We start from the raw sequence: 24400 nt of genomic DNA, 5'->3' as shown, positions 1-24400 counted from the left end.
ATGCGCCTTAGAATTCACGCGCCAGCTTGGCGTCTGCGGAATGCCGGTTGCCGCCGCGAACGGCGAAGAACAGGAAAATCGCGGCCCACAGAATCGATTTTTCCGCGCCGCCCAGACCTTCCGCCTTTACGATGCCGTGAAAATAAACCGTTACCAAAAGAACGATCATGGCCGCGAAGGATGCCGGACGTGTGAACAGCCCGATGGCGACCAGAATGCCGCCGAAAAATTCCGTGGCGGCAAGCAGCGGCGACCAGAAAACGCCGGGATAAAAGCCGAGGCTCTCCACCATGCCGACTGCGCCGAAAGGATTGACGATCTTGCCGAACCCATGGGTGACGAGAAGAAGCCCGGCCGTGACGCGCAGGATCGTCTCCACCAGATCGTGTGTCGCATTATAAAGCGGGGCGACCGCGGGAACGAAAAGACGCTGACGATTATTCTCGAACTGGGCCATAGGATCTCCACGTTTCAGCCTTCGACAGCTTCTCTGTTCGCAAAGCCGCATGATAAGAACAAGCGTACGCCCGGTAAAAACATGAGTATCATAGTTGACATTATCGTGAACATTATTGCCGCCGGGCGGTGAAGGAGACCTGAAGATGACCGAGGCCAAACCCCGCATAACCATCCGCTACTGCACGCAATGCAACTGGCTGCTTCGGGCAGGCTGGATGGCGCAGGAAATCCTGCAGACCTTCGCTTCCGATGTCGGCGAAGTCAGCCTCGTTCCCTCAACCGGCGGTCTGTTCGAGATCACCGTGGACGGCACGACCATATGGGAACGCAAACGCGATGGCGGTTTTCCCGGCCCCAAAGAACTCAAACAGAGAATCCGTGACATCATCGACCCGGAGCGCGACCTCGGTCATGTGGACAGAACGAAGCATGAAGGGCTCGACACCTGACCCGGCGACATGTTTCAACAGCCCCAACCAAGTTTTTTCCCTTTAAAATCAATGATCGTCATAAAAGTTCAAAAAGCCTGTTGACACCGGGCGGCTGCCCTCGTACATCGCTCTCCGTCGCCCAGATGGCGGAATTGGTAGACGCGCCAGCTTCAGGTGCTGGTACTCGCAAGGGTGTGGAGGTTCGAGTCCTCTTCTGGGCACCATTCCATTTTTGATCTTAGCCAGATCAAGAACTTAGCCGAAAAAACAGCAACATATAGCCGACCGGTGAACGCCGGGAAGCGTGTTGCTTTTTCGCCTTTTCCACTTACAGAAAAGCTGCGAACAGGCCGCTTCCGTTTTTTGCCGGAAGGCCTGTTGTCCTGTCTGAAATATGATCGACCTTGCCTGTTATGGCTGAGCGTCTTTGTCGCCACTATTTTGCGAATGCTGTTCGCAATTTGGCGTACAGGACAGAACGGTCCGCTCCGTCTGCCGGAAAACACGCACCGTATTGCCCTCGTCGATGGAGACGAGAATGCGTTCATCCACGATTGGATTGCCATCGGCATCCAGAAGCACGAGATTGGTCGTGCCGAAACTGCGACCTGTCAGAACAATCGTGGTGGCATCGGCAACCGTGGCATCGGCGACTTTGGAGTTGCCGACGATAACCTTGCTGACGGCGCGGTCGAGACGAAGGACACGGGCGTGATTCATCGAAACGCGCAATATGTCATCCTCAGCAAAAGCGGGCTGCAGCGAACCCGATAGAAAGACGGACAAGCCGACCACAATTTTCGCCAGTTTTCCGGATGACACGCGTTTGGCCCTTGCTCACTACCCGCACTTTATTGTTCCACAGAATGCGCGGTTTTAGTGAATGAAGCGTTAAATGGCGGAAATCCGCAACGAGGATGGTAACCATTCGTAATGTATTGATATTTTCACGTCTCTCCGCCCCGCGTCAAAACTGAACAGCCGCCCCTCTTTCAAAGGAAACTTTGCCGCAAGAGAGAGACGGCCAGCGCCTGAATATATTTGTTTATCAGCAAATATAAAAATGCAGACAATACTTTTTGCTTTTATTTACCAAGAGAAACTCATCCTGCCGTTTACTTTGAGTTAATCGTTTTTTTTAAGCGCTTGGAAATCGCTCGGCTGTAGTTTGAACCCAACCGAACAACGGAGAACAGTTGTCGGCGTGCTGAACCAACACAGAGTTAGGAGAGACCCTATGACCAAGATTTTCGCTCGTTTCCTCAAGGATGAATCCGGTGCCACGGCAATTGAATATGGCCTGATTGCGGCCCTTATTTCTGTCGCCATCATCGGCGGCGCCAAGACCCTGGGCACCAGCCTCAGCACCCAGTTCACGAACCTGGGCAGCTACATGAACGTTGCGAAAAGCCCGTAACTTTAGGCTGCGACTGGATTTGATTGTGTTGCGCCGGCTTCCGTCGGCGCAACACAATCCGTAACCATAGGTAGATCTAAAAATCATGACAGTAGCGGCGATATTCCTTATTCTTCCATTGTGCCTCAGCTTCGCCGCGCTGAACGACCTCTTCACCATGACGATTCCCAACAGGATACCGCTCATCCTGTTATTTTCCTTTATAATCGTTGCACCAGTTTCAGGCATGGACTGGCAAACTTTTGCCCTTAGTTTTGCCGCTGGCACCGCAGTTTTTGCCGCCTGTTTTGCGCTCTTTGCAGCCAATGTCATGGGCGGGGGAGATGCGAAACTCTTGACCGCCGCGGCGATCTGGTATGGCTTCGACATCTCCGTCATCGAGTTTCTACTTGCGGTGACCTTTATCGGCGGTGCTTTGACGGTCGGCATCCTTCTTTTGCGAACACGCTCAAGAGAAATCATGGCGGCCGGCATTCCCGTGCCCGATTCCCTGCTGGTGGCAAAAAAAATCCCTTACGGTATCGGCATAGCGATAGCCGGTCTTCTAACCTATGGGGAAACACCGCTCGTCAAGGCCGCCATTGCAAGCCTTTCTTGAGTAACCTTGAGCGTTAAGCATCGGTTAACTACAAATCCAAGCATAATATTAACCATAATTATACCAATCGCGCGCCATCCTGACGGGAGAAGAATCTGATTCCCTCAAGGATCGAGCATGAAACCGTCGCGTATCGTCATTCTGTCCGTTGCTCTGGTGGCCGCTGGTCTTGCAGGCGTTGTCGCCATGCAAATTTCCGGCGCAAAACAGGTCATCGAAAAAGCAGAAACGATCATCCAGAAAGAGCCGACGGTCAACGTTCTCGTTTCCTCGGTCAATCTGCCTGTCGGCAGCCGCTTGAACGATAGCTCAGTACGCTGGACACCCTGGCCGCAGGGCAATGTGGTCGACAGTTTCATAACGGAAGCGAAAAGGCCCGACGCCATCACCGAACTCACCGGCGCGGTCGTGCGTCTGCCTCTCTTTGAAGGTGAACCGATCCGGCCGGAAAAAGTGGTCGATTCCAGCACCCGCATCATGTCTTCCCTTTTGCCGGCCGGAAAACGTGCGGTCGCCACCGAGATTTCCGTCTCGACAGGCGCAGGCGGTTTCGTGCTGCCGAACGACCGGGTCGATGTGATCATGGTCCGCAAGGGCGACAACAATAACTTTTTGACCGAAAATGTTTTGAACAATGTTCGTGTCCTGGCGATCGATCAGCAGATCAAGGAAGGCGAGGACGGAACGTCGGCGGTGGTTGGCGCAACCGCTACCCTCGAACTGACCCCTGAACAGGCAAAGATCATTACAGTGGCGCAACAGATGGCGGATCGTCTCACACTCGCCTTGCGCTCCGTCGCCGACGCACAGGAAAACGACACGCTTTCGGCCGGCTATCTTCTGAATGGAGGTTCCGGACAACCGGAAATTCAGGTGATCAAATCCGGCTCGATCGTGAAAAGCGGTCAAGGAGCATCACAATGACCGGGGAGCTCATGACGAACCGTCTAAAACAACGCCTGCGTTCATCGATGGCGGGTGGGCTCGCATTCTGCCTGACCTTTTCAGGTGTTCCCGGCCAGCATTCCCCCGGGTTTCTGCGCGTCAGCGAAGCAGAGGCGCAAAGCGCGAGCGTCGTGCGGATCACGGAAAGCGGTGCAGGCATTCGCAAGCGCTTGAATCTCGGCTTGAACAAGGCGCTCGTCATCGACCTGCCGGAAGATGCCCACGACATTCTTGTTGCTGATCCGGGCCTTGCCGATGCCGTGACCCGCACATCAAGACGTATCTATCTCTTCGGCAAAACGGTGGGACAGACCAATATCTTCATTTTTGGTGAAGGTGGCCGGGAAATCGTCAGCATCGATCTGGAGGTAGAGCGCGACATCTCCGGGCTTGAAGCCAATATCCGCCGTTTCATTCCAGAGTCGGATATCAAGGTGGAAATCGTTTCGGACAACATCGTTCTTACGGGATCGGTACGCACACCGCAGGACTCCGCACGCGCCGTTCAACTTGCCGACGCCTTTCTAAAAGGCGGCGAGGCCACCACCCGCAATATATCACTGACGGGCGGCGACAATGGTGGCGATGCGGCGATTTTTGCCGAGCGTCGGCAGGTATCGCAAATCGTCAACATGCTGACGATCGAAGGTGAAGATCAGGTGACGCTGAAGGTCACCGTCGCCGAAGTCAGCAGGCAGGTGCTGAAGCAACTCGGCTTCAACGGCTCCATCAGTAGTTCAACAAGCAACAATGGTTTCGAATTCGCAAATCCTTCCAATCTCGGAAATACAATCGACACCGCATCCAGGATCGCCAGTGGTGCAATAGGCTCCGGCTCACTCAGGTTCGCCTCCTATCTCAATGCCATGGAGCAGGCAGGTGTCATGCGCACTTTGGCGGAACCGAGCCTGACGGCGATTTCTGGCGAACAGGCGAAATTTTACGTCGGGGGAGATTTCCGGATTGCTGCGGAACAGGACGTTTCGCTCGACAAGGATACGAATACCACGGTTGTCAAACGCGAGGTTGAAACGGTCGACTACGGAATCACATTGAACTTCAAGCCTGTAGTCCTTTCACCCGGGAGAATAAGTCTCAAGATCGAAACCAACGTGTCCGAACCGACTTATGAAGGCAATGTCGTCACCGGAAACTACGGGCGAGGCATCCCAGGTTCGACCTACATGTCGGTCAGAAAGCGCGAAACCTCTACAACGGTCGAGCTTCCTTCGGGGGGATCGATCGTGATCGCAGGTCTCGTTCAGGACAATGTTCGCCAGGCCATGTCCGGCCTTCCGGGCATGTCGAAAATTCCGATTTTCGGCACGCTTTTCCGCAGCAAGGACTTCCTGCGCAACGAAACGGAACTGGTCATCATCGCAACGCCCTATCTGGTGCGGCCCGTTGCCCGCAATCAGATCGCCCGGCCAGACGATAACTTCAATCCGGAAAACGACGCCGCCATGTATTTCATGAACCGCGTCAACAAGGTCTATGGCCGCAAGGATCAGGTTCAGGCCGCGCCCTATCAGGGGTCAGTGGGGTTCATCTACAAATGACGACACGCACACAAAATCCCCTCTTCACAGCAAGCCCGGTCAGGGCAGGAAACGTCATGAAGGAACCCTATTCCTCCTTTTCCCACTACCTTTCCGGAAGACGGACCGGCCTCGTCGTCGTTGCCGCGCTTGCCGCCGGCCTGTTGCAGGGCTGCGCACGCGATCCGATGACCACCAACGCCATTCCCGACGATTATCGCACACGCCACCCGATTACCCTGTCGGAAGCGGAGCATTCGCTGGATATTCCGGTCTCGGCCAGCGACAGCCGGCTGACCACAGCAATGGCGGATAATGTCCGCGGTTTTGCCCAGAATTATGCGTCGATGTCGACCGGGATCATCAATATTCAGACCCCGTCGGGATCGGCCAACGCGGCGGCCGCATCGCGAATGGCGAAACAGATCCGCTCGACGCTTTCCGGTGCTGGTGTGGCGCCCGGCAAGATCATGGAGACGCGTTATGCCGCTTCCCCGAATGGCGACGCCTCCCCCATCCGTCTGAGCTATGTCGCCGTTACCGCCATGACTGGCCAGTGCGGCCAGTGGCCCGAGGATCTCTCGGATAATACCTTCGCCAACAAGAACTGGTACAATTTCGGGTGCGCTTCCCAAAGCAATCTCGCGGCGCAGATCGCCAATCCCATGGATCTGGTCGGCCCGCGCGGCATGAGCCCGATCGATGCCGAGCGCCGCGCGGTCGTCATCGACACCTATCGCGGTAAGACTTCGACCGCGGCAACAGATTGATGCGAATCCAACATTTGTCACGGCAGGAAAGACGATGAGCGCTGTAGAATACGATATCAAGCCTAGCGACGGCGCAGAAGCCGAACCGTCGGTGCGCGCTTCGGATATGGATCGCCTGCGGCCCCTGCCCCGTATTTCCGTTCACGCTTTCTGCGTCAGCGACAACATGCAAGGCGTCATGGACGCATTGTCCAGCGACCGGCGCATGAGCAAGGTTACCCTGCGGGTAACGAAGGGCGATACCAATGCGGCAGCCACGATGTTTTCCACGTCGCCCACGCCCAATCTCATCGTTCTCGAAACAGCAAGCTCACCCGCCTCGCTGCTGGACGATCTCGCGCCTTTGGCGGAGGTTTGTGATCCTTCCACCCGTGTCATCATCGTCGGCCGGCACAACGATATAACGCTCTATCGCGATCTCATCCGCAACGGCATTTCCGAATATCTCGTCGCCCCGGTCAATATGGCCGATCTCCTGGCTTCGATCGCCGCGATCTTCGTCGATCCGGAAGCGGAGCCGCTGGGCCGCAACATCGCCTTCATTGGCGCCAAGGGTGGCGTAGGCTCGTCCACCATCGCGCATAATTGCGCCTTCGGCATCTCTAGCCTTTTCTCCACGGAAACCATTCTGGCGGATATGGACCTTGCCTATGGAACGGCGAATATCGATTTCGATCAGGACCCTGCCCAGGGCATGGCTGAAGCGGTCTTTTCGCCGGAGCGGCTGGACGAGGTATTTCTCGACCGTCTTTTGACAAAATGTTCCGATCATCTGTCGCTTTTGGCAGCGCCGTCTCTTCTCGACAGAACCTATGATCTCGATCGTCAGGCCTTTCTGCCGATCCTCGAGGTTTTGCAGCGCAGTGCCCCGGTTGCGGTTCTCGATCTTCCCCACCAATGGTGCGACTGGACGCGGGCAGTCCTTTCGGAAGCCGATGAGGTGGTCATAACGGCGGTTCCCGATCTCGCAAACCTGCGCAATACGAAGAACCTCTTCGATGCACTGATCAAGCTGAGACCCAACGACAAGTTGCCGCATCTCGTTCTCAATCAGGTCGGCATGCCCAAACGTCCGGAAATCGCGCCGGCGGATTTCCTTGAGCCGCTGGAAATCGAGCCGATCGCGATCATTCCGTTCGACGCACAATTGTTCGGAAATGCCGCCAATAGCGGACGCATGATCAGCGAGATGGATGAAAAATCCCAGACGGCGGAAACTTTTTCGCAAATCGCGCATACCATCACAGGTCGCTCCGTGCTGCGCAAAAGCAGGCGCGGCGGTCTGGAAAAACTGAAAAATATTCTCAAGCGCAAGTAGGTCTTTTGCCTGCGTCCTTAGACGGAAACGCCGATGTTCGGAAAACGCGGGCCCGAAGGCCCAGCCAGAAGCACGAAGCCGGATCTTGTTGCACCTGCGCCCATGCAGGTGACGACAGCGCCTGAGCCTCGTTCTGCTGCAATTGACACTCTTGAACCCGGCCAATCACCGGCAATGCGTCAGGCAACAGCAAGCGCATCGCCCGCGCAGAGAAAACGCGCACGCACGGAAGATTACTACAATACCAAGAGCCAGGTATTTTCCGCACTTATCGATACGATCGACCTTTCGCAGCTCGCCAAGCTCGACGCGGAAAGCGCGCGCGAGGAAATTCGCGATATCGTCAACGACATTATCACGATCAAGAATTTCGCCATGTCGATTGCCGAGCAGGAAGAGCTGCTCGAAGATATCTGCAACGACGTTCTTGGCTACGGTCCGCTGGAGCCGCTTCTCGCACGCGACGACATTGCCGATATCATGGTCAACGGTTCCGGCCAGACCTTCATCGAAGTCGGCGGTAAAACCATCGAATCCGATATCCGCTTTCGTGACAATGCGCAGTTGCTTTCCATCTGCCAGCGCATCGTCAGCCAGGTCGGCCGACGCGTGGATGAGTCGAGCCCGATATGCGACGCACGCCTGCCGGATGGATCGCGCGTCAACGTCATCGCTCCGCCGCTTGCCATCGACGGCCCGGCGCTGACGATCCGAAAATTCAAGAAGGACAAGCTGACACTCGATCAGCTCGTGCGTTTCGGAGCGATCACGCCCGAAGGCGCGACATTGCTCAAGATTATCGGTCGCGTCCGCTGCAATGTCGTCATATCGGGCGGCACCGGCTCGGGCAAGACGACGCTTCTTAACTGCCTGACGAGCTTCATTGACAGGGATGAACGCGTCATCACCTGCGAAGACACCGCCGAACTGCAGCTGCAGCAACCGCATGTGGTGAGGCTCGAAACGCGTCCGCCGAATATCGAAGGCGAAGGCGAGATCACCATGCGCGATCTCGTCAAGAACTGCCTTCGCATGCGGCCCGAACGCATCATCGTCGGCGAAGTGCGCGGACCGGAAGTTTTCGACCTTCTCCAGGCCATGAACACCGGTCACGACGGTTCGATGGGAACGCTGCACGCCAATACGCCACGCGAATGCCTCAGCCGTATCGAATCGATGATCGCCATGGGCGGCTTCACCCTGCCGGCCAAGACCGTGCGCGAGATCATATCAGGCTCGATCGATGTCGTCATTCAGGCAGCGCGTCTGCGTGACGGCTCGCGCCGGATAACGCAGATTACGGAGGTGGTCGGCATGGAAGGCGATGTCATCGTCACCCAGGATCTGATGCGATACGAAATCGAAGGCGAAGATGCGAACGGCAAGCTGATCGGCAGACACGTATCGACCGGCATCAGCAAGCCCAATTTCTGGGATCGTGCACGCTATTACGGCGAAGAGAAACGCCTGGCGGCCGCGCTCGATGAAATGGAAAAGACATCCTAAGGGAAAGCGACGCCATGGACCCGACAATAGTGTTACTGGCCGTACTTGTCGCCATCTCGGCGGGAGCGCTCGCCTACGCCTTTCTTTTCCAGCAGATAGAGGTCGAAAAAAAAACCACAAGCCGTTTCAAGCGGGTGCAGGCCGCAGAGACGGATCGCGTAAATATCAAAGCTGCACGCGATCGGGTCCAGGAACTCAGCAAGCGCCGCAAATCCATGCAGGACAGCCTGCGGGATATGGAAAAAAAACAAAATGAAAAGGCGAAAAAAGCAAAAAATGTTAGCCTGCGCGATAAACTCGTACAGGCTGGGCTGGCAATTTCCGTTCGACAATTCCACCTTTTAAGCGTCGGCGCGGCGGCTTGCGCCGCTTTTATTGCACTTATCTATGGTCTGTCGTTGCTGACCGCACTCCTCATAGCAGCCGTTGCGGCTTTGGGATTGCCGCGCTGGGTATTGGCATTTCTCCTCAAGCGCCGGCAAAAAAAATTCCTCGAGGAGTTCCCCAATGCGCTTGATGTCATGTGCCGCTCGATCAAGTCGGGTTTGCCGCTGAACGACGCGGTACGACTGATCGCCTCGGACGGTCAGGAACCTGTGAAAACGGAGTTTCAGCGGGTTGTCGATGCGCAGCAGGTGGGTATCGGAATCCCACAGGGTATCGAGCGCATGATGCTGACCATGCCCCTTTTTGAAGTCAGCTTCTTCAGCACCGTCATCAATATCCAGGCTCAGGCCGGTGGTAATCTTTCGGAGGCATTGTCCAACCTTTCAAGGGTATTACGCGACCGAAGAAAAATGCGCGCCAAAGTGAATGCCCTGTCCATGGAAGCGAAAGCATCTGCCGTGATTATCGGCGCATTGCCTTTTATTGTTATGGTGCTGGTGCACTTCACGTCGCCGGACTATCTCTCGGTGCTTTTCACCGACGTGCGGGGCCACATCATTCTGGGAGCATCCGGACTGTGGATGCTCATCGGGATTTTCATCATGCGCCAAATGATCAATTTCGATATTTGAGGGGCGGCCATGACAGCAAATCTGCTTTCTCGTCTGACAGACCCGCAGACGATTATCGCCATCCTCGTCACACTGGCAGTTTTCGCGACCCTCTATACGCTGATCATGCCCTTCCTGGAGCGGAAAGATCTTGCCAAGCGGATGAAAGCCGTCTCGTCGGAACGGGAACTCATTCGTAGCCGCGAGCGCGAGCGTCTGGCGACCGCGACCAGAGAGGGTAAAACCTCCCTTCGTAGCAATAACAACAAATCCGCACGGCGCATCGTTGAAAAATTCAATCTTCGCGAAGCGCTTGCCGACAAGAACACGATGAACAAGCTGCGCGCCGCCGGTTTCCGTTCACAGAATGCGCTCAATACATTTCTTGCTGCCCGGTTCGTCTTGCCGTTCATTTTCCTGGCCGTGGCATTCGCCTGGGTTTTCATTCTCGGAAACCTGGCTGATCAGGCTTTTGTCGTTCGGCTGATGGCGGTGCTTCTTTTCGGCTATGTCGGCTTTTACGCCCCCAATATCTATGTTTCGAACCGCATGACCAAGCGACAGGCGTCGATCAAGCGGGCATGGCCGGATGCGCTTGACCTGATGCTGATCTGCATCGAATCCGGCGTATCGATGGAAGCAGCCATGCGCCGCGTGGCGGAAGAGATGGGTGAACAGTCGCCTGAACTAGCGGAGGAAATGATCCTGACGACAGCGGAACTATCCTTCCTGCAGGACAGGCGCATGGCCCTTGAGAATTTCGGTATGCGCACTCAGCTGGAAGGCGTCAAAAGCGTGGTGCAGGCCCTTATCCAGGCGGAGCGGTACGGCACCCCGCTCGCTCAGGCCCTGCGCGTTCTCGCGCAGGAAGGCCGGGACGAGCGAATGAATGAAGCCGAAAAAAAGGCAGCTGCTTTGCCGCCGAAACTGACCGTGCCGATGATCCTGTTTTTCCTGCCGGTACTCATCGCCGTCATTCTTGGGCCGGCCGGCCTTCGCGTCATGGATACGTTCTGACGAAGACACGCGCAGGCAGGTCGAGCAGAACAGAAGCCATAATGTCGCGTGGATCGCGCCGATACAACCGAAAGCGTATCAGCCAGCCGACTTACCGTCCTTCTTCGCCAGTTGCTGCCAGGAGTTCTGTTGCGAAAGCATGGCACGCAGATAGGTGAGGTTAGCCTGCGCCTGCTGCGCGGAGAGCTCCTGAACCGCGATGCGCTCTGCTTCGGCAAAGCGGCCCTGTAGACCAACCACGAGCGCGAGGTTCTGGCGAACGCGGCTATCGGCTCCCGGCTGGGCGATGGCGGATTGCAGATATGTTTCGGCAGTGCGCGGATCGCTCGACAGGACATAGGACATGCCGAGGTTGGACAATACGCTCGGGTCGTTCGGCTTCAGGTCGAGCGCCTGCCTGTAGCGGGAACGCGCCTCGTTCGAGCGTCCAAGCTGATCGAGCACGGCGCCCTCGGCGGAATAAAGCCGCCAGTCGGGTCGATCCGGCGTCTGTGCCCGCTGGATGGTCGAAAGCGCCTGCTCCAGCTGGCCGGCGGCGGCCTGCGATTTGCCATAGGCGGCAAGGACATCGCGGTCGGCCGGATTGGCGATGGCGATCTGCTGCATGACGGCGAGAGCCTGTGTGTTCTTGCCGGTCATCATCAGCACGCTGGCATAATTCATGCCGACCGATTTATCCTTGGGGCTGCGTTCATAGGCTTTGCCGGCGCTCTCTTCCGCCTGCCGAAGCTGCTCCATGTTCATGTGATCATAGGAGCGTGTGGCGGCAGGAATGGAGCCGGTGGACATGCGATCGGGCTTGTTAGTGCTCGCGCATCCTGAAACCGCAAGAACCAGTGCGGCAAGACATGCTCCCCGCAGCAACCCTGTCCGGCCTGTCTCGCCCAAAGAAAATGCAGTCATGGCAGCGCCCCCGCCCAAGAATGATCGATCTTGCGCCCGACACACGACAGACTCACATGACGCAACTTTCGCTTAAGCAATAATCTGTTAACCCTAACAGAGCGTTAATCGCACCGATTCTCGACATTTACGGAAGCATACAATGGCGCCCTATCAGTTCATCGAACGCCCAACCCCTTTCAGCTCCAAGGCCGGCAGCACATTGCCGGTTTTCGCCGTCACGCCGGCCCATATCGAACAGGGCGCCATCGACCCTGTCGCTCTGGACTGGGCGAAGAAGGCGGGGTTCAAGGCCGAGGCAGGCGCCATCCTCCTCGTTCCTTCCGCCGATGGTTCGCTGGGCGGCGTGCTTCTCGGCCTTGGCGGCAATCCCTCGGAAATCCCCTTCATCACCGGGAAACTTGCCCGTGAGCTGCCGGAAGGCGAGTGGCATATCGAGACAGCACCCCTGACGGCCAATCGCCTCGCTCTCGGTTTCGGTCTCGGCAGCTACCGCTTCGACAAATACAAGACCACCAAGACGAACGGGGCAAAGCTCCTTATTCCGCAGGACGCGGAAGACGGCGAGATCAAGCGCGTTCTGGCCGGCGTTTTCCTTGCGCGCGACCTCATCAATGTTCCGGCCAACGATATGGGACCGGATGAGCTTGAGATTGCCTTCCGCGCGCTTGCCGCCCATTACAAGGCAAAGGTGAAGGTCACCACTGGTGACGATCTGCTCAAGGAAAACTTTCCCCTGATCCATGCTGTCGGCCGGGCCAGCGAAAGCGCACCGCGGCTTCTGGAGATGAACTGGGGCAAGAAGGGCAATCCGCGCCTCACCCTTGTCGGCAAGGGCGTCTGCTTCGATACAGGCGGCCTCGATATCAAACCCGCCGCTTCCATGGCGCTGATGAAGAAGGATATGGGAGGCGCGGCCAATGTGCTCGGCCTTGCGCTGATGATCATGGATGCGAAGCTGCCGGTCGATCTTCGCGTTCTCGTGCCCGCGGTCGAAAACTCCATCTCCTCCAATGCCTTCCGCCCCGGCGATATCTACCGCAGCCGCAAGGGGCTGACGGTGCAGATCGACAATACCGACGCTGAAGGCCGTCTTGTTCTGGCGGATGCGCTGGCCTATGCGGACGAAGATGCGCCGGACCTGATGATCGACATGGCGACGCTGACGGGTGCCGCACGCGTCGCGCTCGGCCCGGATCTGCCGCCCTTCTACACCGATGATGAGGATCTGGCGCATGATATCGCGGAAGCCAGCATCGATACGGACGATCCGCTGTGGCGCATGCCGCTCTATATGGGCTACGACAAGGATATCCGCTCACGCGCAGCCGATATCACCAACGCGCCTTCGGGCGGCATGGGCGGATCGATCACCGCCGCCCTGTTCCTGAAGCGTTTCGTCACCAATACCAGGCGCTGGGCGCATTTCGATATTTACGGCTGGTCTCTGAGCGAGAGGCATCATTCATCGATCGGCGGGGAGGCGCAGGGTATCCGCGCACTCTTCCATTACATCGCACACCAGTTCGCGAAGTAATCTGCTGATAGGTTCGGGCTTCCACGGGCGCTTCCTCAACCGGAGCGCCCGTTCTCAATTTAGAGCATTTCCGGGCGGAAAACCGGGCTCCACTTTTACTGGAAAGGCTTTAAACCAGAACCTTCTGTTCCTTGTGGTCTTCTTCGCCGAAGAACTTCAGGTAACGCTCCACTTCGGCCGGGTCACCGGTTGCCTTTTGCGGATTGTCCGAGAGTTTCACGGCCGGCCGGCCATTGGCGTCGCTCACCTTGCAGACGATGGAAATCGGCTTGAGGCTGGCGATGGTTTTGGGCGCGCAACCGGCAAAATCATTGGTGAGGTTGGTACCCCAGCCGAAGCTCATGCGGACGCGGCCTTCGAAATGCCTGTAGGTGTCGATAATGGCGTCAACATCGAGACCGTCGGAGAAGATCAACATCTTCTTTCGCGGATCGCGGCCCATCTTCTGCCACCACTCGATGATTTTTTCGCCGCCTTCGATCGGCGGCGCACTGTCGGGACGGAAACCCGTCCAGTCCGCCACCCATTCCGGCGCGTTGCGCAGGAAAGCCGCCGTGCCGAAGGCGTCCGGCAGCACGATCAGCAGGTTGCCGCCATAAAGCCGGTTCCAGTCCTTCAGAACCTGATAGGGTGCTGCAGCCAGTTCCTCATCTGTCTGCGCCAGCGCCGCAACCACCATGGGCAGTTCATGCGCGTTCGTTCCCACGGCTTCGAGATCGGAATCCATGGCGAGCAGGACGTTACTCGTACCGGTAAAGGCGGGCCCGATGCCTTCCTTCAGCGCTTCGACGCACCAGCGTTGCCAAAGGAAGCTGTGGCGGCGGCGGGTGCCGAAATCGGAAATGCGCAGGCCCGGCAGTTCCCGCAGCCGCTCGACCTTCTCCCACATCTTGGCCTTTGCGCGGGCATAAAGCACATCGAGCGTGAAATAACCGAGCGAGCGCATGGCGCTGCGCGAGCGCAACTCGTTGATGATGGCGAGCGCCGGAATTTCCCAGAGCGTCGTATCCATCCAGCGGCCATGAAAATTCAGCTCATATTGCCCGTCGCGCTTGAAAAGCTCGTATTCCGGCAATTGATAGCTCGACAGCCAGGAGAGGAATTCCGGCTCGAAAATCTGCGAGCGGCCGTAAAACGTGTTACCCGCAAGCCAGATGTTTTCCTTCTTGGAAAGACGCAGGGTGCGTGCATGATCGAGCTGTTCGCGCAGCTCCATCTCGTCGATCTCTTCCGCCAGCCGCACCGTCTTCGTGCGGTTGATCAGGGAAAACGTCGCATCGACTTCCGGATAGAGTTTCCAGATCATCTGCAACATCAAGAGCTTGTAGAAATCCGTATCGATCAGGCTGCGGACGATAGGGTCGAGTTTCCAGGTATGATTATGGACACGGGTGGCTATATCGGTCTTCGTCATACTCGCATTCCCCAATATCGGCCAAGGTCAGAATAGCCGATGTCACTCCGCACCCCGGCAGGTATCAACCTGTCATGCGGAAGATTTATCTGAAAAAGCGACAACAAGTCCAGAGCACCGGCCGAGCAAATGCCTGCCGCCACCGCCCGCGCATCGATTTTCCGAAAAGCGCGATGGGGTTTTCGATCCGGTGCGGGAGCAATGCCGCTTCAGAAGGTCGGGTCTACGGGGTTTATGCCGGGATACCAGTCCTTGGAAACCGGATTTCTGCCGCCGAAGCTGGAAATTCCGTTTTCATCGGTGCAGCGGTAACCCTGAACCGGAAGTCCACGGCTGCCGAAAACATTCCGGTAGGGGCCGCGCGAATATCCGGTCGAGCCAAGTGCGCTATGGCAGTTGTAACGGACCTTTGGCTGCAGCGTGCGCGGATCCTTGACGCCGGGCAGGTTTGCATAGGCATCCGGCGCGGGAGCAAAACCGTTCTGGAAAACAGTCTGCGCCTGCGCTGACGCGCTCAGCAAAACCGCCGTGAGGATCGCTGCCAATCGTGTCGCCGTTCTTGTCTTCATCGATGCCAGTCCCGAACCATCATCCAACCGATGTAGGCTGTCGGCGGCTCCCGCACAAAGGGCCACACAGGCACAATTTCGTGAAAGCCGCCTTTTCAGTCTTCCAGGCGGCGGAAAGCCGTCGGCTTTTCGTAAAGCCAGCCGATACGCTCGATGGCCGCATCGAGATTTTCGCGTGCGACGTTCATCGTATGGCCATTGGCGTGCAGCAGCGTTTCTTCGTTTTCCATGAGGCCGACATGGCCCTTCCAGAAGACGAGATCGCCGCGGCGCAATTCATCCCGCTCTATTTCCACACCGAGCGACTTCACCTGCATGTCGGTATCGCGCAGAACCCGCCGGCCCGTCATGGCCATGGAAAGCTGCACGAGGCCGGAACAATCGATACCGAAACCGGAACGGCCGCCCCACAGATAGGGGGTCTCGATAAAGCGCAGCGCCACCGCCACATAATCCTCTTCAAGCACCGCATCGACGGCGCGGCAATGGGCGGCGATGATGCCTTCGCCCTTTTCGGTCAGCAGGTAACGGGTGCCGCGTGTCTCCGCCTCGCCGACGATGCGGATGAGACTGCCCATGGACAGCGCTGCGACGGGCGGTTTGCGCAATTCAGCGGCTGGATAGAGAAAAGTGCGCGGTGCAATCACCCGATGGGTGGCGACAACGACATCGCCAATCGCCGTTTCCGGCACATAGCCGGCATAACCATCCGCATCCGCCTGCACCCATGCCCAGCCGTTCGCCCTGTCGAAAACACGGATGGTTTCGCCAGACAGCAGCTCGGTATCGATGCCGGCGGCAAGGTCCGGCGTCGGCCGCAGGCCAACAACCGGCACCGCGATCTGCGCGGGCGAGCCGCTGACAAAACGTTCGGCCTGCACCACGCCCTGCAGCTTTTCATCGGCGAGATCGGAGCGGAAGACATTCAGGCGGCGGTCGAGCATCATGGGTTTCACATCCAGAGGTTAGATCTTGCGCGCCTGATCAATAATCAGATCGCCGAATTTTTCCAGATAAAGCGCACCGGCCACGGTGCGTTTTATCACGACATTGCGTTTGTCCCGCTCATCCCGAACCCGATCGACCAGTCCGAGAGCACCCAGACTGTCGAGGGCACGGGTAATAACGGGTTTGGTCACACCCAGCATGGCGGCGAGACCCCGCACGGTGTGCGGCGGCGGCACGAGATAAATCTGCAGCAGGATGGCGGTCTGACGCAAGGTCAAATCCGGCTGATCGTCAATGACCTGCACCGTGGATACACGATGCCAGAGACCCAGGGCCTCCGTGGGCGACAATTGTGCAGGCAAACCGTGACCCTTCCAGTCGTTGTCTTATCGTTTTCATTCAACCGAACGGAAAACTCAAGAACCATCCCGCACAAACAGAACCGCCGCACGGCGCAGATCGGAAAGATCGCGCGGCGCGGCGGTATTTGCCGACCCGTTTTCGAGCCAATGTCCCCTCTGGACTTGCAGAATGAGAAGCAGGAAGCGTGCCAGTTTTGATGCAGCGCACAAATATTCGTAAAACAGCGACTTAAGGCAAAAAGCGCGCCTTTTGGCGAAATTTTTTGCAAAGGATAAACAGCAACAAAAACAGGCAAAAAATAATTCAATGCTTAAAAACTGCCTTCCGCCACGACAGCGGAAGGCATGGGTAATCGCGGATCAGATCTCCGCGCCGCGCGCGGCATCGACCGCATCGGCATTCTGTCGCCGGTTATAGCGGATCGACGACCAGAGCGAGATGCCGATCAGGCCCGCGCCGCCAAGGCCAGTGATGACCTCCGGAATATGCACCATGGTCTGCACGTACATGATGACGGACAGGATGAGGATCGCATAAAAGGCGCCGTGCTCCAGATAGCGATATTCGGCCAGGGTTCCCTTCTCGACCAGCATGATGGTCATCGAACGCACATACATGGCGCCGATGCCGAGGCCGATGGCGATGATGAAGAGGTTCTGCGTCAGCGCGAAAGCACCGATAACGCCATCGAAGGAGAAGCTGGCATCCAGCACTTCGAGATAAAGAAACGCACCGAAGCCGCCTTTCGCCGCGCCTTCCAGCATCTCCTGGCTGCGGTCGAGAATGCCGCCGACGACTTCCACCAGCAGGAAGGTCAAAAGACCCCAGATCGCCGAATGGAAGAAGGTGTTGGCCGCGACCGGACCAAGTTCCGGATTGTCGCTAGCACCGATGATGCGGGAAAAGATCAGCATGACGACCAGTACGAAGGCAATCTCGATGCCCTTGACGGAGGAATAGGTTGCAGCCTTTTCCTCGATCCAGCGCACCCAGTGCACGTCCTTTTCATGGTCGAAGAAGAAGTTGAGACCGACCATCATCAGGAAGGTGCCGCCGAAAGCCGCAATCGGCAGATGGGCGTCACGCATGATTTCCGCATAACGTTCCGGCTGCGTGGCCGCCATGACGATTGCCGTCCACGGGCCGACATTGGCCGCGACGACCACGATGAGCAGCGGGAAGACGATACGCATGCCGAAAACGGCAATCAGGATACCCCAGGTCAGGAAGCGGTGCTGCCAGACCGGTGTCATATCTTTCAGCTTGTTGGCGTTGACGATGGCGTTGTCGAAGGAAAGTGAGATTTCCAGCACCGCCAGCACGACGCAGATGAAGAAGATCGTCGCCGTGCCGCCGACCGTTCCGGTCATTTCCCAACCGAGATAACCGCCGAGGATCAAACCGACCACGGTGACGATAAAAGCCCACTTGAAGTAGGTAAGCGTGTTTTTCTGGGCAGCGCTCATGTCCGGTCGCCTCCCATAAAGAGGGCGTTCACGGACCGACGCGGGGCGTCAGACCGCACGCAGAAAGCACGCGCGCGAAGCACATTCAGGTTTTTCATAGTTTTTAATCCGCCGGCCAATTTTTGCAGGCGGTACCGACATCGCGAGAGCGCCGTAAAACTCTCGCCAGAGGGGCCCGGCACCTTTGTTTCCTCTGCCGTTGCGAGACAAATCATCGCAGGGCTCTTTCTTACTCCCCGAAGATCACGCCTTCGTCAAGTCCCGTGATCGTGATCGAGGCTGTGAGAAAGATCAAACCTGCTCCGCGGCCAGGTCTTCAGCGGTTTCGCGGCGTCGCTTGAGAGTATTTTCGCGGAAGAAGATATAAAGGCCGGAAAGAACGATCAGGCCCGCGCCGACGACGATACTCGTCTGCGGCACATCGCCGAAGAACAGCCAGCCGAAAATAACCGCCCAGAGCAGCAGCGTATATTGCAGCGGCGCGACGGTGGCGGCATCGGCGAGTTTAAGCGCCCGGTTGACCAGCACATGCGCCGTCATGGCGACGACGCCGAGCAGGCCGAGGAAGGCGAGATCGAAACTGGACTGAACCGGCAGCCATCCCGATGGCGTGAGGAATACCGCGACAATGCCCGCAACCGCCGCACCGATGATCTGCCAGAAGGCAAGCACCGTATCCGGCGTATTGCGCAGCTGACGGCCGGATAACATCATGAAAGCGAAGGCGGCGCTGCCGAGGATCGAAAACAATGCTGCGGAGGTGAGGCTTGCCGAACTGGGTTTGAGCGCGACGAGAACGCCGACAAAACCGATGGCGATGGCCGTCCAGCGACGCCAGCCCACCTTTTCTCCGAGCAGAAACGGCGAGAGCGCCGCCACATAGATGGGGGCGGCCAGCCAATAGGTCATGACATCGGCGAGCGGCAGGGCCGCGACCGCGAAATAGAAACAGAAAAGCTCTGCGGTGGAAAAGAAGACGCGCGCAAACTGAAGGCCGGGACGCTCAATTCTGACAAGGCCGGAGAGGCCGGCGCGCCAGACGATCGGAACGAGAATAATAAGCGCCGCCGCGCTGCGAATGAGGATCACCTGACCCTGGCTATAGGTGGCCACGAGCCATTTTCCCATGGCGTCGTTCAGTGCGAAAAGCAGCATTCCAAGCAGCATGACGGCCACGCCGAGGCCAGTCGGCGAAAGCTTACGTATCATAGACATGTCAGTTCCGATCTCTCCCAATGGCTGCATTGGTCGTCCAGTCAGCCATCCTTTGTCAAGCCCCGAACGGCCGGGCTCGAACAATTAATAGTACTAATAATATCGGCATGCGGATGTCAGATGAAAATTCGCCGTTCTTCGGCTACGAGTTCCTGGAGAAAATCGACCACCGTGCGGACGCGGACCAGTTGACGGGCGGATTCGTGATAGGCCGTCCAGTAGGACCGGCTGATGGTGAGTTGCGGCATGATACGCAGCAGTTCGGGGTATTGCCCGGCGATGTAATTATGCAGGATACCGATACCCGCACCGGAACGCACCGCCTCGGTCTGCCCGGTGGCGCTGGAGATTTCGAAGGCGGCGTCCCAGTCGCGCATGATCTCACCGGTAAAGTTCAGTGAGGGCGAAAAGATCAGGTCCTCCACATAACCGATCCGCCGGTGGCGCTTCAGCGCCTCGACATCATCAGGCGTTCCATGATCGGCCAGATAATCCGCCGAGGCATAAAGGCCGAGCGAATAATCGGTGAGCTTCGAAAACATCAGCCTGCCCTGCTCCGGCCTTTCGATGGTGATGGCTATATCGGCCTCACGCTGCGACAGTGAGAAAGAGCGCGGCACCGGCACGAGCTGGATTTTCAGATCGGGATAACGCGCCGTCAGCCGACCGAGCCTTGGCGCGAGGAAGGAAACGCCGAGACCATCCGGCGCGCCGATGCGCACCGTTCCCGCCACCGCCGTATCGACGCGGCCGAGATTTGCCTGGGCATTCAGCATTTCCGTTTCCATGCGCTCGGCCCCGGCAAGAAGGCGCTGCCCCTCTTCGGTCAACTCGCAGCCATTGGTGCTCCGCAGGAAGAGCTGCGTGCCGATGGCCGCTTCCAGTGCGGAAATGCGCCGGCTGAGGGTGGCGTGGTTGACGCCAAGCTTTCTGGCCGCCGAAAGAAACTGGCCGCTTCGCGCCACGCTTAGAAACAAACGCACATCATCCCAGTTCATGGCACCCTCTTTATGTCTATTTTTGCACAATGGATGCTTATTTCAGGCGATTGATTTGTGCAAATCGAAAGGTAATGCTGCGCCATCACATTCTGGAGGAAAACCCATGAAGGAAATCGGTCATTTCATTAACGGCAAGCATGTGCCGGGCACCAGCGGCCGCACATCGAATGTCTACAACCCCGCCACCGGTGAAGTTCAGGCAACTGTCGCGCTTGCAAGCGACGCCGAACTGCGCGCCGCCGTGGAGAGCGCCAAGGCTGCGCAGCCGAAATGGGCCGCCACCAACCCTCAGCGTCGCGCCCGCGTTTTCTTCAAGTTCGTCGAACTTCTGAACCGCGACATGAACGAGCTGGCGGTGCTGCTCTCGAGCGAGCACGGCAAGACCGTTGAAGATTCCAAGGGCGATATCGTCCGCGGTCTCGAAGTCTGCGAATTCGTCTGCGGCATTCCGCATCTGCAGAAGGGTGAGTTCACCGAAGGCGCTGGCCCGGCCATCGATATGTATTCGATCCGCCAGCCGGTTGGCATCGGCGCGGGCATCACCCCGTTCAACTTCCCCGGCATGATCCCGATGTGGATGTTCGCGCCGGCAATCGCCTGCGGCAACGCCTTCATCCTCAAGCCTTCCGAGCGCGACCCGTCGCTGCCGATCCGTCTTGCAGAACTGATGATTGAAGCCGGTCTTCCGGCCGGCATCCTGAACGTCGTCAACGGTGACAAGGGCGCCGTCGACGCCATCCTGACCGATCCCGATATCGGCGCGGTCTCCTTCGTCGGCTCGACGCCGATCGCCCGTTACGTCTATGGCACGGCCGCCATGAACGGCAAGCGCGCGCAGTGCTTCGGCGGTGCGAAGAACCACATGATCATCATGCCGGATGCCGATCTCGACCAGGCGGTAAACGCGTTGATGGGCGCGGGTTACGGTTCGGCCGGCGAGCGCTGCATGGCTGTTTCCGTTGCGGTTCCGGTTGGTGAGGAGACGGCAAACCGTCTCGTCGAAAAGCTCATTCCGCAGATCGAAAGCCTGAGAATCGGACCCTATACCGACGACAAGGCCGATATGGGTCCGCTCGTCACCAAGGAAGCGCAGACGCGCGTCAAGGGCCTGATCGACAGCGGCGTCGCACAGGGTGCGAAGCTTCTGGTCGATGGCCGCGACTTCAAGCTGCAGGGCTATGAAGACGGCTATTTCGTCGGCGGCTGCCTGTTCGACCACGTGACCCCTGACATGGACATCTACAAGACGGAAATCTTCGGACCCGTTCTCTCCGTCGTTCGCGCCAAGAACTACGAAGACGCGCTGGAACTGCCGATGAAGCATGAATATGGCAACGGCGTCGCGATCTATACCCGTGACGGCGACGCCGCCCGCGACTTCGCAAGCCGCGTCAATATCGGCATGATCGGCGTTAACGTTCCGATCCCGGTTCCGCTTGCCTATCACTCCTTCGGCGGCTGGAAGGCTTCGAGCTTCGGCGACCTCAACCAGCACGGGACGGATTCGATCAAGTTCTGGACGAAGACCAAGACGATCACCTCGCGCTGGCCGTCGGGCATCAAGTCGGGCGCTGAATTCGTGATGCCGACAATGAAGTAAGCGGGCAGAGCCCTCTACATTACAAAGAGCCTCGCTGTTTTCACGGCGGGGCTTTTTCGATTAAAAGATAACTTTAAAAATCAAGTTTTTCCTTCAAAATATTTCCACTTAAAGCTGTTATGGCGTAAGAGAGCAGTTGCGGCGTGGGGACGCTGCCAAACCGACGATAACGGGGAAGCCTGCAAACTCAATCTGCCCGGAGAGGGGCATGTCATGAGGGACTATTATGAGTGATATCTCAGTGAGTGCGGATCAGCGCGCGCTTGAACGCGGCTCGTTCAGTGGAAATGCCAAGGAATATTTCGGAATCTGGATCGTCAATATTCTGCTGACGATCATCACCATCGGCATCTATTCCGCCTGGGCAAAGGTGCGCCGCAAGCGTTATTTCAATGGCAATACCGTGCTGGCCGGTCGCGCCTTCGGTTATCACGCCACCGGCGGACAAATCTTCAAGGGCCGGCTGATCGCCTTTGCCTTCATCGTCGTCTCGCAGCTCGTCGGCCTCATCCATCCCTTCCTGGTTTTCGTGCCGGCAATCCTTCTGATGATCTTCTTTCCATGGCTGATCACGCGCAGCATTCGTTTCAATGCGCGGGTGACGAGCTATCGCAATGTGCGTTTTGATTTTGTCGGAACGGCATGGGGCGCTTTTGTCTCCATCCTGCTTGGCAGCCTCGTTGCGTTCTTTTCCTTCGGCATTCTGGCGCCGCTGTCCAGCCGCTGGGCGAACCGCTATATTTTCAGCAACCTGCGTTACGGCGACCGGCCCTTCAGCGCCGATCCCAGAATCGGCAAGCTCTACCAGGTCTGGATCATTCCCGCGATCATGGTGGTGATCGGCGGCATCGTGGTCGGCTTTTTCGGCATTGCCGCCTTTGCAGCCAATAGCGCGATGCTCGAAGACGAGACGGCAGCCATGGCCACGGCGCTGGCTTCCCTTTATGTCGGAATTTTTGGCGCTTTTCTGGTCTATGGTCTTGCGGGTGTCGTCTATCGCACCGGCGTTCGCAATGTCGTCATCTCCTCCATGCTGCTGGACGGAAAGCACGACCTGCACAGCGATCTTCATCGCGGCCGCTACCTGTGGATCGTCATCTCCAACCTGATCGTCACCGTCTTCACGCTTGGCCTGATGCGGCCATGGGCGGCGGTGCGCGAAGCGCGTTATACCGTTGAACGCACGGCAATCCGTTTCAATGGCGATGTCGGCGAGGTACTTTCCTCGATGGAGGCAACGGGGGCTGCGGTCAGCGCCGAATATATGGATATGGAAGGTTTCGAATTTGGTTTCTGATACCGGAGAAACCGTTGCGGGCGAGTGGCATGCCGCTCGCTCCAACCTTTCCAGCGCCGCCAGGCTGAAGCTTGGCGGCACGGTCCTTCTCGTGCTCGACGCAAAGGACAACCACGTCAGAACCCAGGCGGAGATAAAAACGGTCGAGATCAGCCATCGGGTCGGCACCATCCCCCGGGAGTTGCATTTTCCCGATGGGTCGCTGTTCGAAACCCGTGACAATGACGGCGTGGACCGGCTGCTTGGCCAGCACATTACCAAGCGTTCCGGTTTCGTGCACTGGCTGGAACAGTTCCGCCCACGACTGATCGGCATCACCGCCGCAGCCGTTCTGCTGGCTTACGGCACCTACAAGCTGGCGCTTCCGGCGCTGGTGGAACTGGCGGTCGCCGTAACGCCGCCCATCGTTCCGCAGGTCATGTCGGCCAGCACCATGCAGGCCTTCGACCAGGCGGTATTTTCTCCAAGCGAACTTCCGCAGGAAGAGCAGGACGCCATCCGTGCGGAATTTGCCCGGATCGCCGCCCATGCGGAAGGTTCGCCCGAGGACTACAAGCTGAATTTCCGCAAGGGCGGTTATATCGGCCCCAATGCCTTTGCGCTTCCCGATGGCACGCTGGTACTGACAGACGAGCTGGTGGAACTCGCAGGCGACGACAGGCAGATGATCATCGGGGTTCTCGCCCATGAAATCGGCCATGTGGAATATGAACACAGCCTGCGGCAGCTTTACCGCGCCGCCGGAGTTGCCGGTCTCGTCATGCTGATTGCCGGCGATGTCGGTTCGGCCATGGAAGATATTCTCACCCAGGGCGGCGGTCTTCTGGCGCTATCGCATTCACGCGATGCCGAGCGGCAGGCGGACCAGCGCTCCGTCGAACTGATGCGCAAGGCCGGGCTCGACCCAACCGCCATCGAACGATTCTTTGCGCTGCTGGAGGAAAAGCTGGGCGACAAGGACGGCACCAGCATTGTCTCCACCCATCCCGGAACGCCGGAAAGGCGCAAGGCCATTCTCGATTACAACGCTTCCCTGGACAACAAACCGGCGGGTAACTGACCCGCCGGTATCGCAACTCTCAGAGTTCGA

The 24400-nt window shown here is 57.7% G+C and carries 24 protein-coding genes and 1 tRNA gene; 15 read left to right on the top strand and 10 right to left on the bottom strand.

From position 1 onward, the window contains the following. Positions 1 to 7 precede the first annotated feature (7 nt). Positions 8 to 457 carry a DoxX family protein gene (locus EM858_RS10955; protein WP_003524478.1) on the bottom strand — a complete coding sequence of 150 codons (450 nt, stop codon included), beginning with the start codon at positions 455 to 457 and terminating at the stop codon, positions 8 to 10. A 145-nt stretch (positions 458 to 602) separates the two neighbouring features. On the opposite strand from EM858_RS10955, the gene EM858_RS10950 reads away from it, so the two are divergent. After that, on the top strand, positions 603 to 908 hold the full coding sequence (locus EM858_RS10950; protein WP_127756707.1) for a SelT/SelW/SelH family protein: 306 nt from the start codon (positions 603 to 605) through the stop codon (positions 906 to 908). A 119-nt stretch (positions 909 to 1027) separates the two neighbouring features. Further along, positions 1028 to 1114: transfer RNA gene (locus tag EM858_RS10945), tRNA-Leu, on the top strand. A 187-nt stretch (positions 1115 to 1301) separates the two neighbouring features. Here EM858_RS10945 and EM858_RS10940 read toward each other — a convergent pair. Then, positions 1302 to 1685, bottom strand: coding sequence for a pilus assembly protein N-terminal domain-containing protein (locus EM858_RS10940; RefSeq protein WP_003507407.1), 384 nt, complete (start codon positions 1683 to 1685; stop codon positions 1302 to 1304). A gap of 442 nt (positions 1686 to 2127) precedes the next feature. Here EM858_RS10940 and EM858_RS10930 point away from each other — a divergent pair, with 442 nt between their 5' ends. The 9 genes from EM858_RS10930 (at position 2128) to EM858_RS10890 (ending at position 10997) form a co-directional block, all read left to right on the top strand. Further along, complete coding sequence (locus tag EM858_RS10930; protein ID WP_127756706.1) at positions 2128 to 2307, top strand: Flp family type IVb pilin; 180 nt, start codon at positions 2128 to 2130, stop codon at positions 2305 to 2307. 85 nt (positions 2308 to 2392) lie between these two features. Beyond that, positions 2393 to 2905, top strand: a complete 513-nt coding sequence (locus EM858_RS10925; protein ID WP_127756705.1) for a prepilin peptidase — start codon at positions 2393 to 2395, stop codon at positions 2903 to 2905. 117 nt (positions 2906 to 3022) lie between these two features. Further along, positions 3023 to 3829, top strand: a complete 807-nt coding sequence (gene cpaB / locus EM858_RS10920) for a Flp pilus assembly protein CpaB (protein ID WP_127756704.1) — start codon at positions 3023 to 3025, stop codon at positions 3827 to 3829. Then, positions 3826 to 5409, top strand: coding sequence for a type II and III secretion system protein family protein (locus EM858_RS10915; RefSeq protein ID WP_127756703.1), 1584 nt, complete (start codon positions 3826 to 3828; stop codon positions 5407 to 5409). Before cpaB ends, EM858_RS10915 begins: the two co-directional genes overlap by 4 nt. A gap of 56 nt (positions 5410 to 5465) precedes the next feature. Continuing rightward, positions 5466 to 6158, top strand: a complete 693-nt coding sequence (locus tag EM858_RS10910) for a CpaD family pilus assembly protein (RefSeq protein ID WP_127756702.1) — start codon at positions 5466 to 5468, stop codon at positions 6156 to 6158. Positions 6159 to 6192: 34 nt separating this feature from the next. Next, on the top strand, positions 6193 to 7476 hold the full coding sequence (locus tag EM858_RS10905; protein WP_127756701.1) for a CpaE family protein: 1284 nt from the start codon (positions 6193 to 6195) through the stop codon (positions 7474 to 7476). A gap of 33 nt (positions 7477 to 7509) precedes the next feature. Then, positions 7510 to 8982, top strand: a complete 1473-nt coding sequence (locus tag EM858_RS10900; protein ID WP_127756700.1) for a CpaF family protein — start codon at positions 7510 to 7512, stop codon at positions 8980 to 8982. Positions 8983 to 8996: 14 nt separating this feature from the next. Beyond that, entirely contained in the window at positions 8997 to 10001 is a 1005-nt protein-coding gene (locus tag EM858_RS10895) for a type II secretion system F family protein (protein ID WP_127756699.1), read from the top strand. 9 nt (positions 10002 to 10010) lie between these two features. Next, complete coding sequence (locus tag EM858_RS10890; RefSeq protein ID WP_127756698.1) at positions 10011 to 10997, top strand: type II secretion system F family protein; 987 nt, start codon at positions 10011 to 10013, stop codon at positions 10995 to 10997. Between the two features lie 78 nt (positions 10998 to 11075). Here the strand turns inward: EM858_RS10890 and EM858_RS10885 are convergent, their stop codons facing one another. Then, a complete protein-coding gene (locus tag EM858_RS10885) occupies positions 11076 to 11900 on the bottom strand; it encodes a tetratricopeptide repeat protein (RefSeq protein ID WP_127756697.1) in 825 nt (274 codons plus the stop codon). A 142-nt stretch (positions 11901 to 12042) separates the two neighbouring features. On the opposite strand from EM858_RS10885, the gene EM858_RS10880 reads away from it, so the two are divergent. Next, the gene (locus EM858_RS10880) at positions 12043 to 13437 is read left to right on the top strand and encodes a M17 family metallopeptidase (RefSeq protein ID WP_003524461.1); all 1395 of its coding nucleotides are present in this window, start codon (positions 12043 to 12045) and stop codon (positions 13435 to 13437) included. Between the two features lie 109 nt (positions 13438 to 13546). Here the strand turns inward: EM858_RS10880 and pncB are convergent, their stop codons facing one another. The 7 genes from pncB to EM858_RS10845 all read right to left on the bottom strand — a co-directional run bounded on the left by pncB (position 13547) and on the right by EM858_RS10845 (position 20410). Continuing rightward, a complete protein-coding gene (pncB, locus tag EM858_RS10875; protein ID WP_065654709.1) occupies positions 13547 to 14851 on the bottom strand; it encodes a nicotinate phosphoribosyltransferase in 1305 nt (434 codons plus the stop codon). A 209-nt stretch (positions 14852 to 15060) separates the two neighbouring features. Then, entirely contained in the window at positions 15061 to 15420 is a 360-nt protein-coding gene (locus EM858_RS10870) for a hypothetical protein (protein ID WP_031233696.1), read from the bottom strand. A 95-nt stretch (positions 15421 to 15515) separates the two neighbouring features. Continuing rightward, a complete protein-coding gene (locus EM858_RS10865; RefSeq protein ID WP_127756696.1) occupies positions 15516 to 16367 on the bottom strand; it encodes an NlpC/P60 family protein in 852 nt (283 codons plus the stop codon). Positions 16368 to 16385: 18 nt separating this feature from the next. Continuing rightward, entirely contained in the window at positions 16386 to 16730 is a 345-nt protein-coding gene (locus EM858_RS10860; protein WP_080818284.1) for a MarR family winged helix-turn-helix transcriptional regulator, read from the bottom strand. Between the two features lie 360 nt (positions 16731 to 17090). Continuing rightward, positions 17091 to 18197, bottom strand: a complete 1107-nt coding sequence (locus EM858_RS10855) for a DUF475 domain-containing protein (RefSeq protein WP_080818286.1) — start codon at positions 18195 to 18197, stop codon at positions 17091 to 17093. 291 nt (positions 18198 to 18488) lie between these two features. Further along, positions 18489 to 19406, bottom strand: a complete 918-nt coding sequence (locus tag EM858_RS10850) for a DMT family transporter (protein ID WP_127756819.1) — start codon at positions 19404 to 19406, stop codon at positions 18489 to 18491. A 122-nt stretch (positions 19407 to 19528) separates the two neighbouring features. Then, positions 19529 to 20410 carry a LysR family transcriptional regulator gene (locus EM858_RS10845; RefSeq protein ID WP_127756695.1) on the bottom strand — a complete coding sequence of 294 codons (882 nt, stop codon included), beginning with the start codon at positions 20408 to 20410 and terminating at the stop codon, positions 19529 to 19531. 106 nt (positions 20411 to 20516) lie between these two features. On the opposite strand from EM858_RS10845, the gene EM858_RS10840 reads away from it, so the two are divergent. The 3 genes from EM858_RS10840 (at position 20517) to EM858_RS10830 (ending at position 24370) form a co-directional block, all read left to right on the top strand. Then, the gene (locus tag EM858_RS10840) at positions 20517 to 22013 is read left to right on the top strand and encodes a CoA-acylating methylmalonate-semialdehyde dehydrogenase (RefSeq protein WP_003524451.1); all 1497 of its coding nucleotides are present in this window, start codon (positions 20517 to 20519) and stop codon (positions 22011 to 22013) included. A 226-nt stretch (positions 22014 to 22239) separates the two neighbouring features. Next, on the top strand, positions 22240 to 23310 hold the full coding sequence (locus EM858_RS10835) for a YjgN family protein (RefSeq protein WP_080818297.1): 1071 nt from the start codon (positions 22240 to 22242) through the stop codon (positions 23308 to 23310). Further along, entirely contained in the window at positions 23300 to 24370 is a 1071-nt protein-coding gene (locus EM858_RS10830) for a M48 family metallopeptidase (protein WP_127756694.1), read from the top strand. Before EM858_RS10835 ends, EM858_RS10830 begins: the two co-directional genes overlap by 11 nt. Positions 24371 to 24400 lie beyond the last annotated feature (30 nt).

The organism is Agrobacterium sp. CNPSo 2736 (assembly GCF_004005385.1).
In the GTDB taxonomy this organism is placed as follows: domain Bacteria; phylum Pseudomonadota; class Alphaproteobacteria; order Rhizobiales; family Rhizobiaceae; genus Agrobacterium; species Agrobacterium leguminum.
Note: the sequence above shows the minus strand (reverse complement) of the source record. Positions and strands in the feature narration are given on the sequence as shown.

Excerpts from the sequence above, each read along its gene's own strand:
- EM858_RS10955 (WP_003524478.1), bottom strand. The coding sequence starts at position 457 with ATGGCCCAGTTCGAGAATAATCGTCAGCGTCTTTTCGTTCCCGCGGTC.
- EM858_RS10950 (WP_127756707.1), top strand. The coding sequence starts at position 603 with ATGACCGAGGCCAAACCCCGCATAACCATCCGCTACTGCACGCAATGC.
- EM858_RS10930 (WP_127756706.1), top strand. The coding sequence starts at position 2,128 with ATGACCAAGATTTTCGCTCGTTTCCTCAAGGATGAATCCGGTGCCACG.
- EM858_RS10925 (WP_127756705.1), top strand. The coding sequence starts at position 2,393 with ATGACAGTAGCGGCGATATTCCTTATTCTTCCATTGTGCCTCAGCTTC.
- cpaB (WP_127756704.1), top strand. The coding sequence starts at position 3,023 with ATGAAACCGTCGCGTATCGTCATTCTGTCCGTTGCTCTGGTGGCCGCT.
- EM858_RS10915 (WP_127756703.1), top strand. The coding sequence starts at position 3,826 with ATGACCGGGGAGCTCATGACGAACCGTCTAAAACAACGCCTGCGTTCA.
- EM858_RS10910 (WP_127756702.1), top strand. The coding sequence starts at position 5,466 with ATGAAGGAACCCTATTCCTCCTTTTCCCACTACCTTTCCGGAAGACGG.
- EM858_RS10905 (WP_127756701.1), top strand. The coding sequence starts at position 6,193 with ATGAGCGCTGTAGAATACGATATCAAGCCTAGCGACGGCGCAGAAGCC.
- EM858_RS10900 (WP_127756700.1), top strand. The coding sequence starts at position 7,510 with ATGTTCGGAAAACGCGGGCCCGAAGGCCCAGCCAGAAGCACGAAGCCG.
- EM858_RS10895 (WP_127756699.1), top strand. The coding sequence starts at position 8,997 with ATGGACCCGACAATAGTGTTACTGGCCGTACTTGTCGCCATCTCGGCG.
- EM858_RS10890 (WP_127756698.1), top strand. The coding sequence starts at position 10,011 with ATGACAGCAAATCTGCTTTCTCGTCTGACAGACCCGCAGACGATTATC.
- EM858_RS10885 (WP_127756697.1), bottom strand. The coding sequence starts at position 11,900 with ATGACTGCATTTTCTTTGGGCGAGACAGGCCGGACAGGGTTGCTGCGG.
- EM858_RS10880 (WP_003524461.1), top strand. The coding sequence starts at position 12,043 with ATGGCGCCCTATCAGTTCATCGAACGCCCAACCCCTTTCAGCTCCAAG.
- pncB (WP_065654709.1), bottom strand. The coding sequence starts at position 14,851 with ATGACGAAGACCGATATAGCCACCCGTGTCCATAATCATACCTGGAAA.
- EM858_RS10870 (WP_031233696.1), bottom strand. The coding sequence starts at position 15,420 with ATGAAGACAAGAACGGCGACACGATTGGCAGCGATCCTCACGGCGGTT.
- EM858_RS10865 (WP_127756696.1), bottom strand. The coding sequence starts at position 16,367 with ATGATGCTCGACCGCCGCCTGAATGTCTTCCGCTCCGATCTCGCCGAT.
- EM858_RS10855 (WP_080818286.1), bottom strand. The coding sequence starts at position 18,197 with ATGAGCGCTGCCCAGAAAAACACGCTTACCTACTTCAAGTGGGCTTTT.
- EM858_RS10850 (WP_127756819.1), bottom strand. The coding sequence starts at position 19,406 with ATGATACGTAAGCTTTCGCCGACTGGCCTCGGCGTGGCCGTCATGCTG.
- EM858_RS10845 (WP_127756695.1), bottom strand. The coding sequence starts at position 20,410 with ATGAACTGGGATGATGTGCGTTTGTTTCTAAGCGTGGCGCGAAGCGGC.
- EM858_RS10840 (WP_003524451.1), top strand. The coding sequence starts at position 20,517 with ATGAAGGAAATCGGTCATTTCATTAACGGCAAGCATGTGCCGGGCACC.
- EM858_RS10835 (WP_080818297.1), top strand. The coding sequence starts at position 22,240 with ATGAGTGATATCTCAGTGAGTGCGGATCAGCGCGCGCTTGAACGCGGC.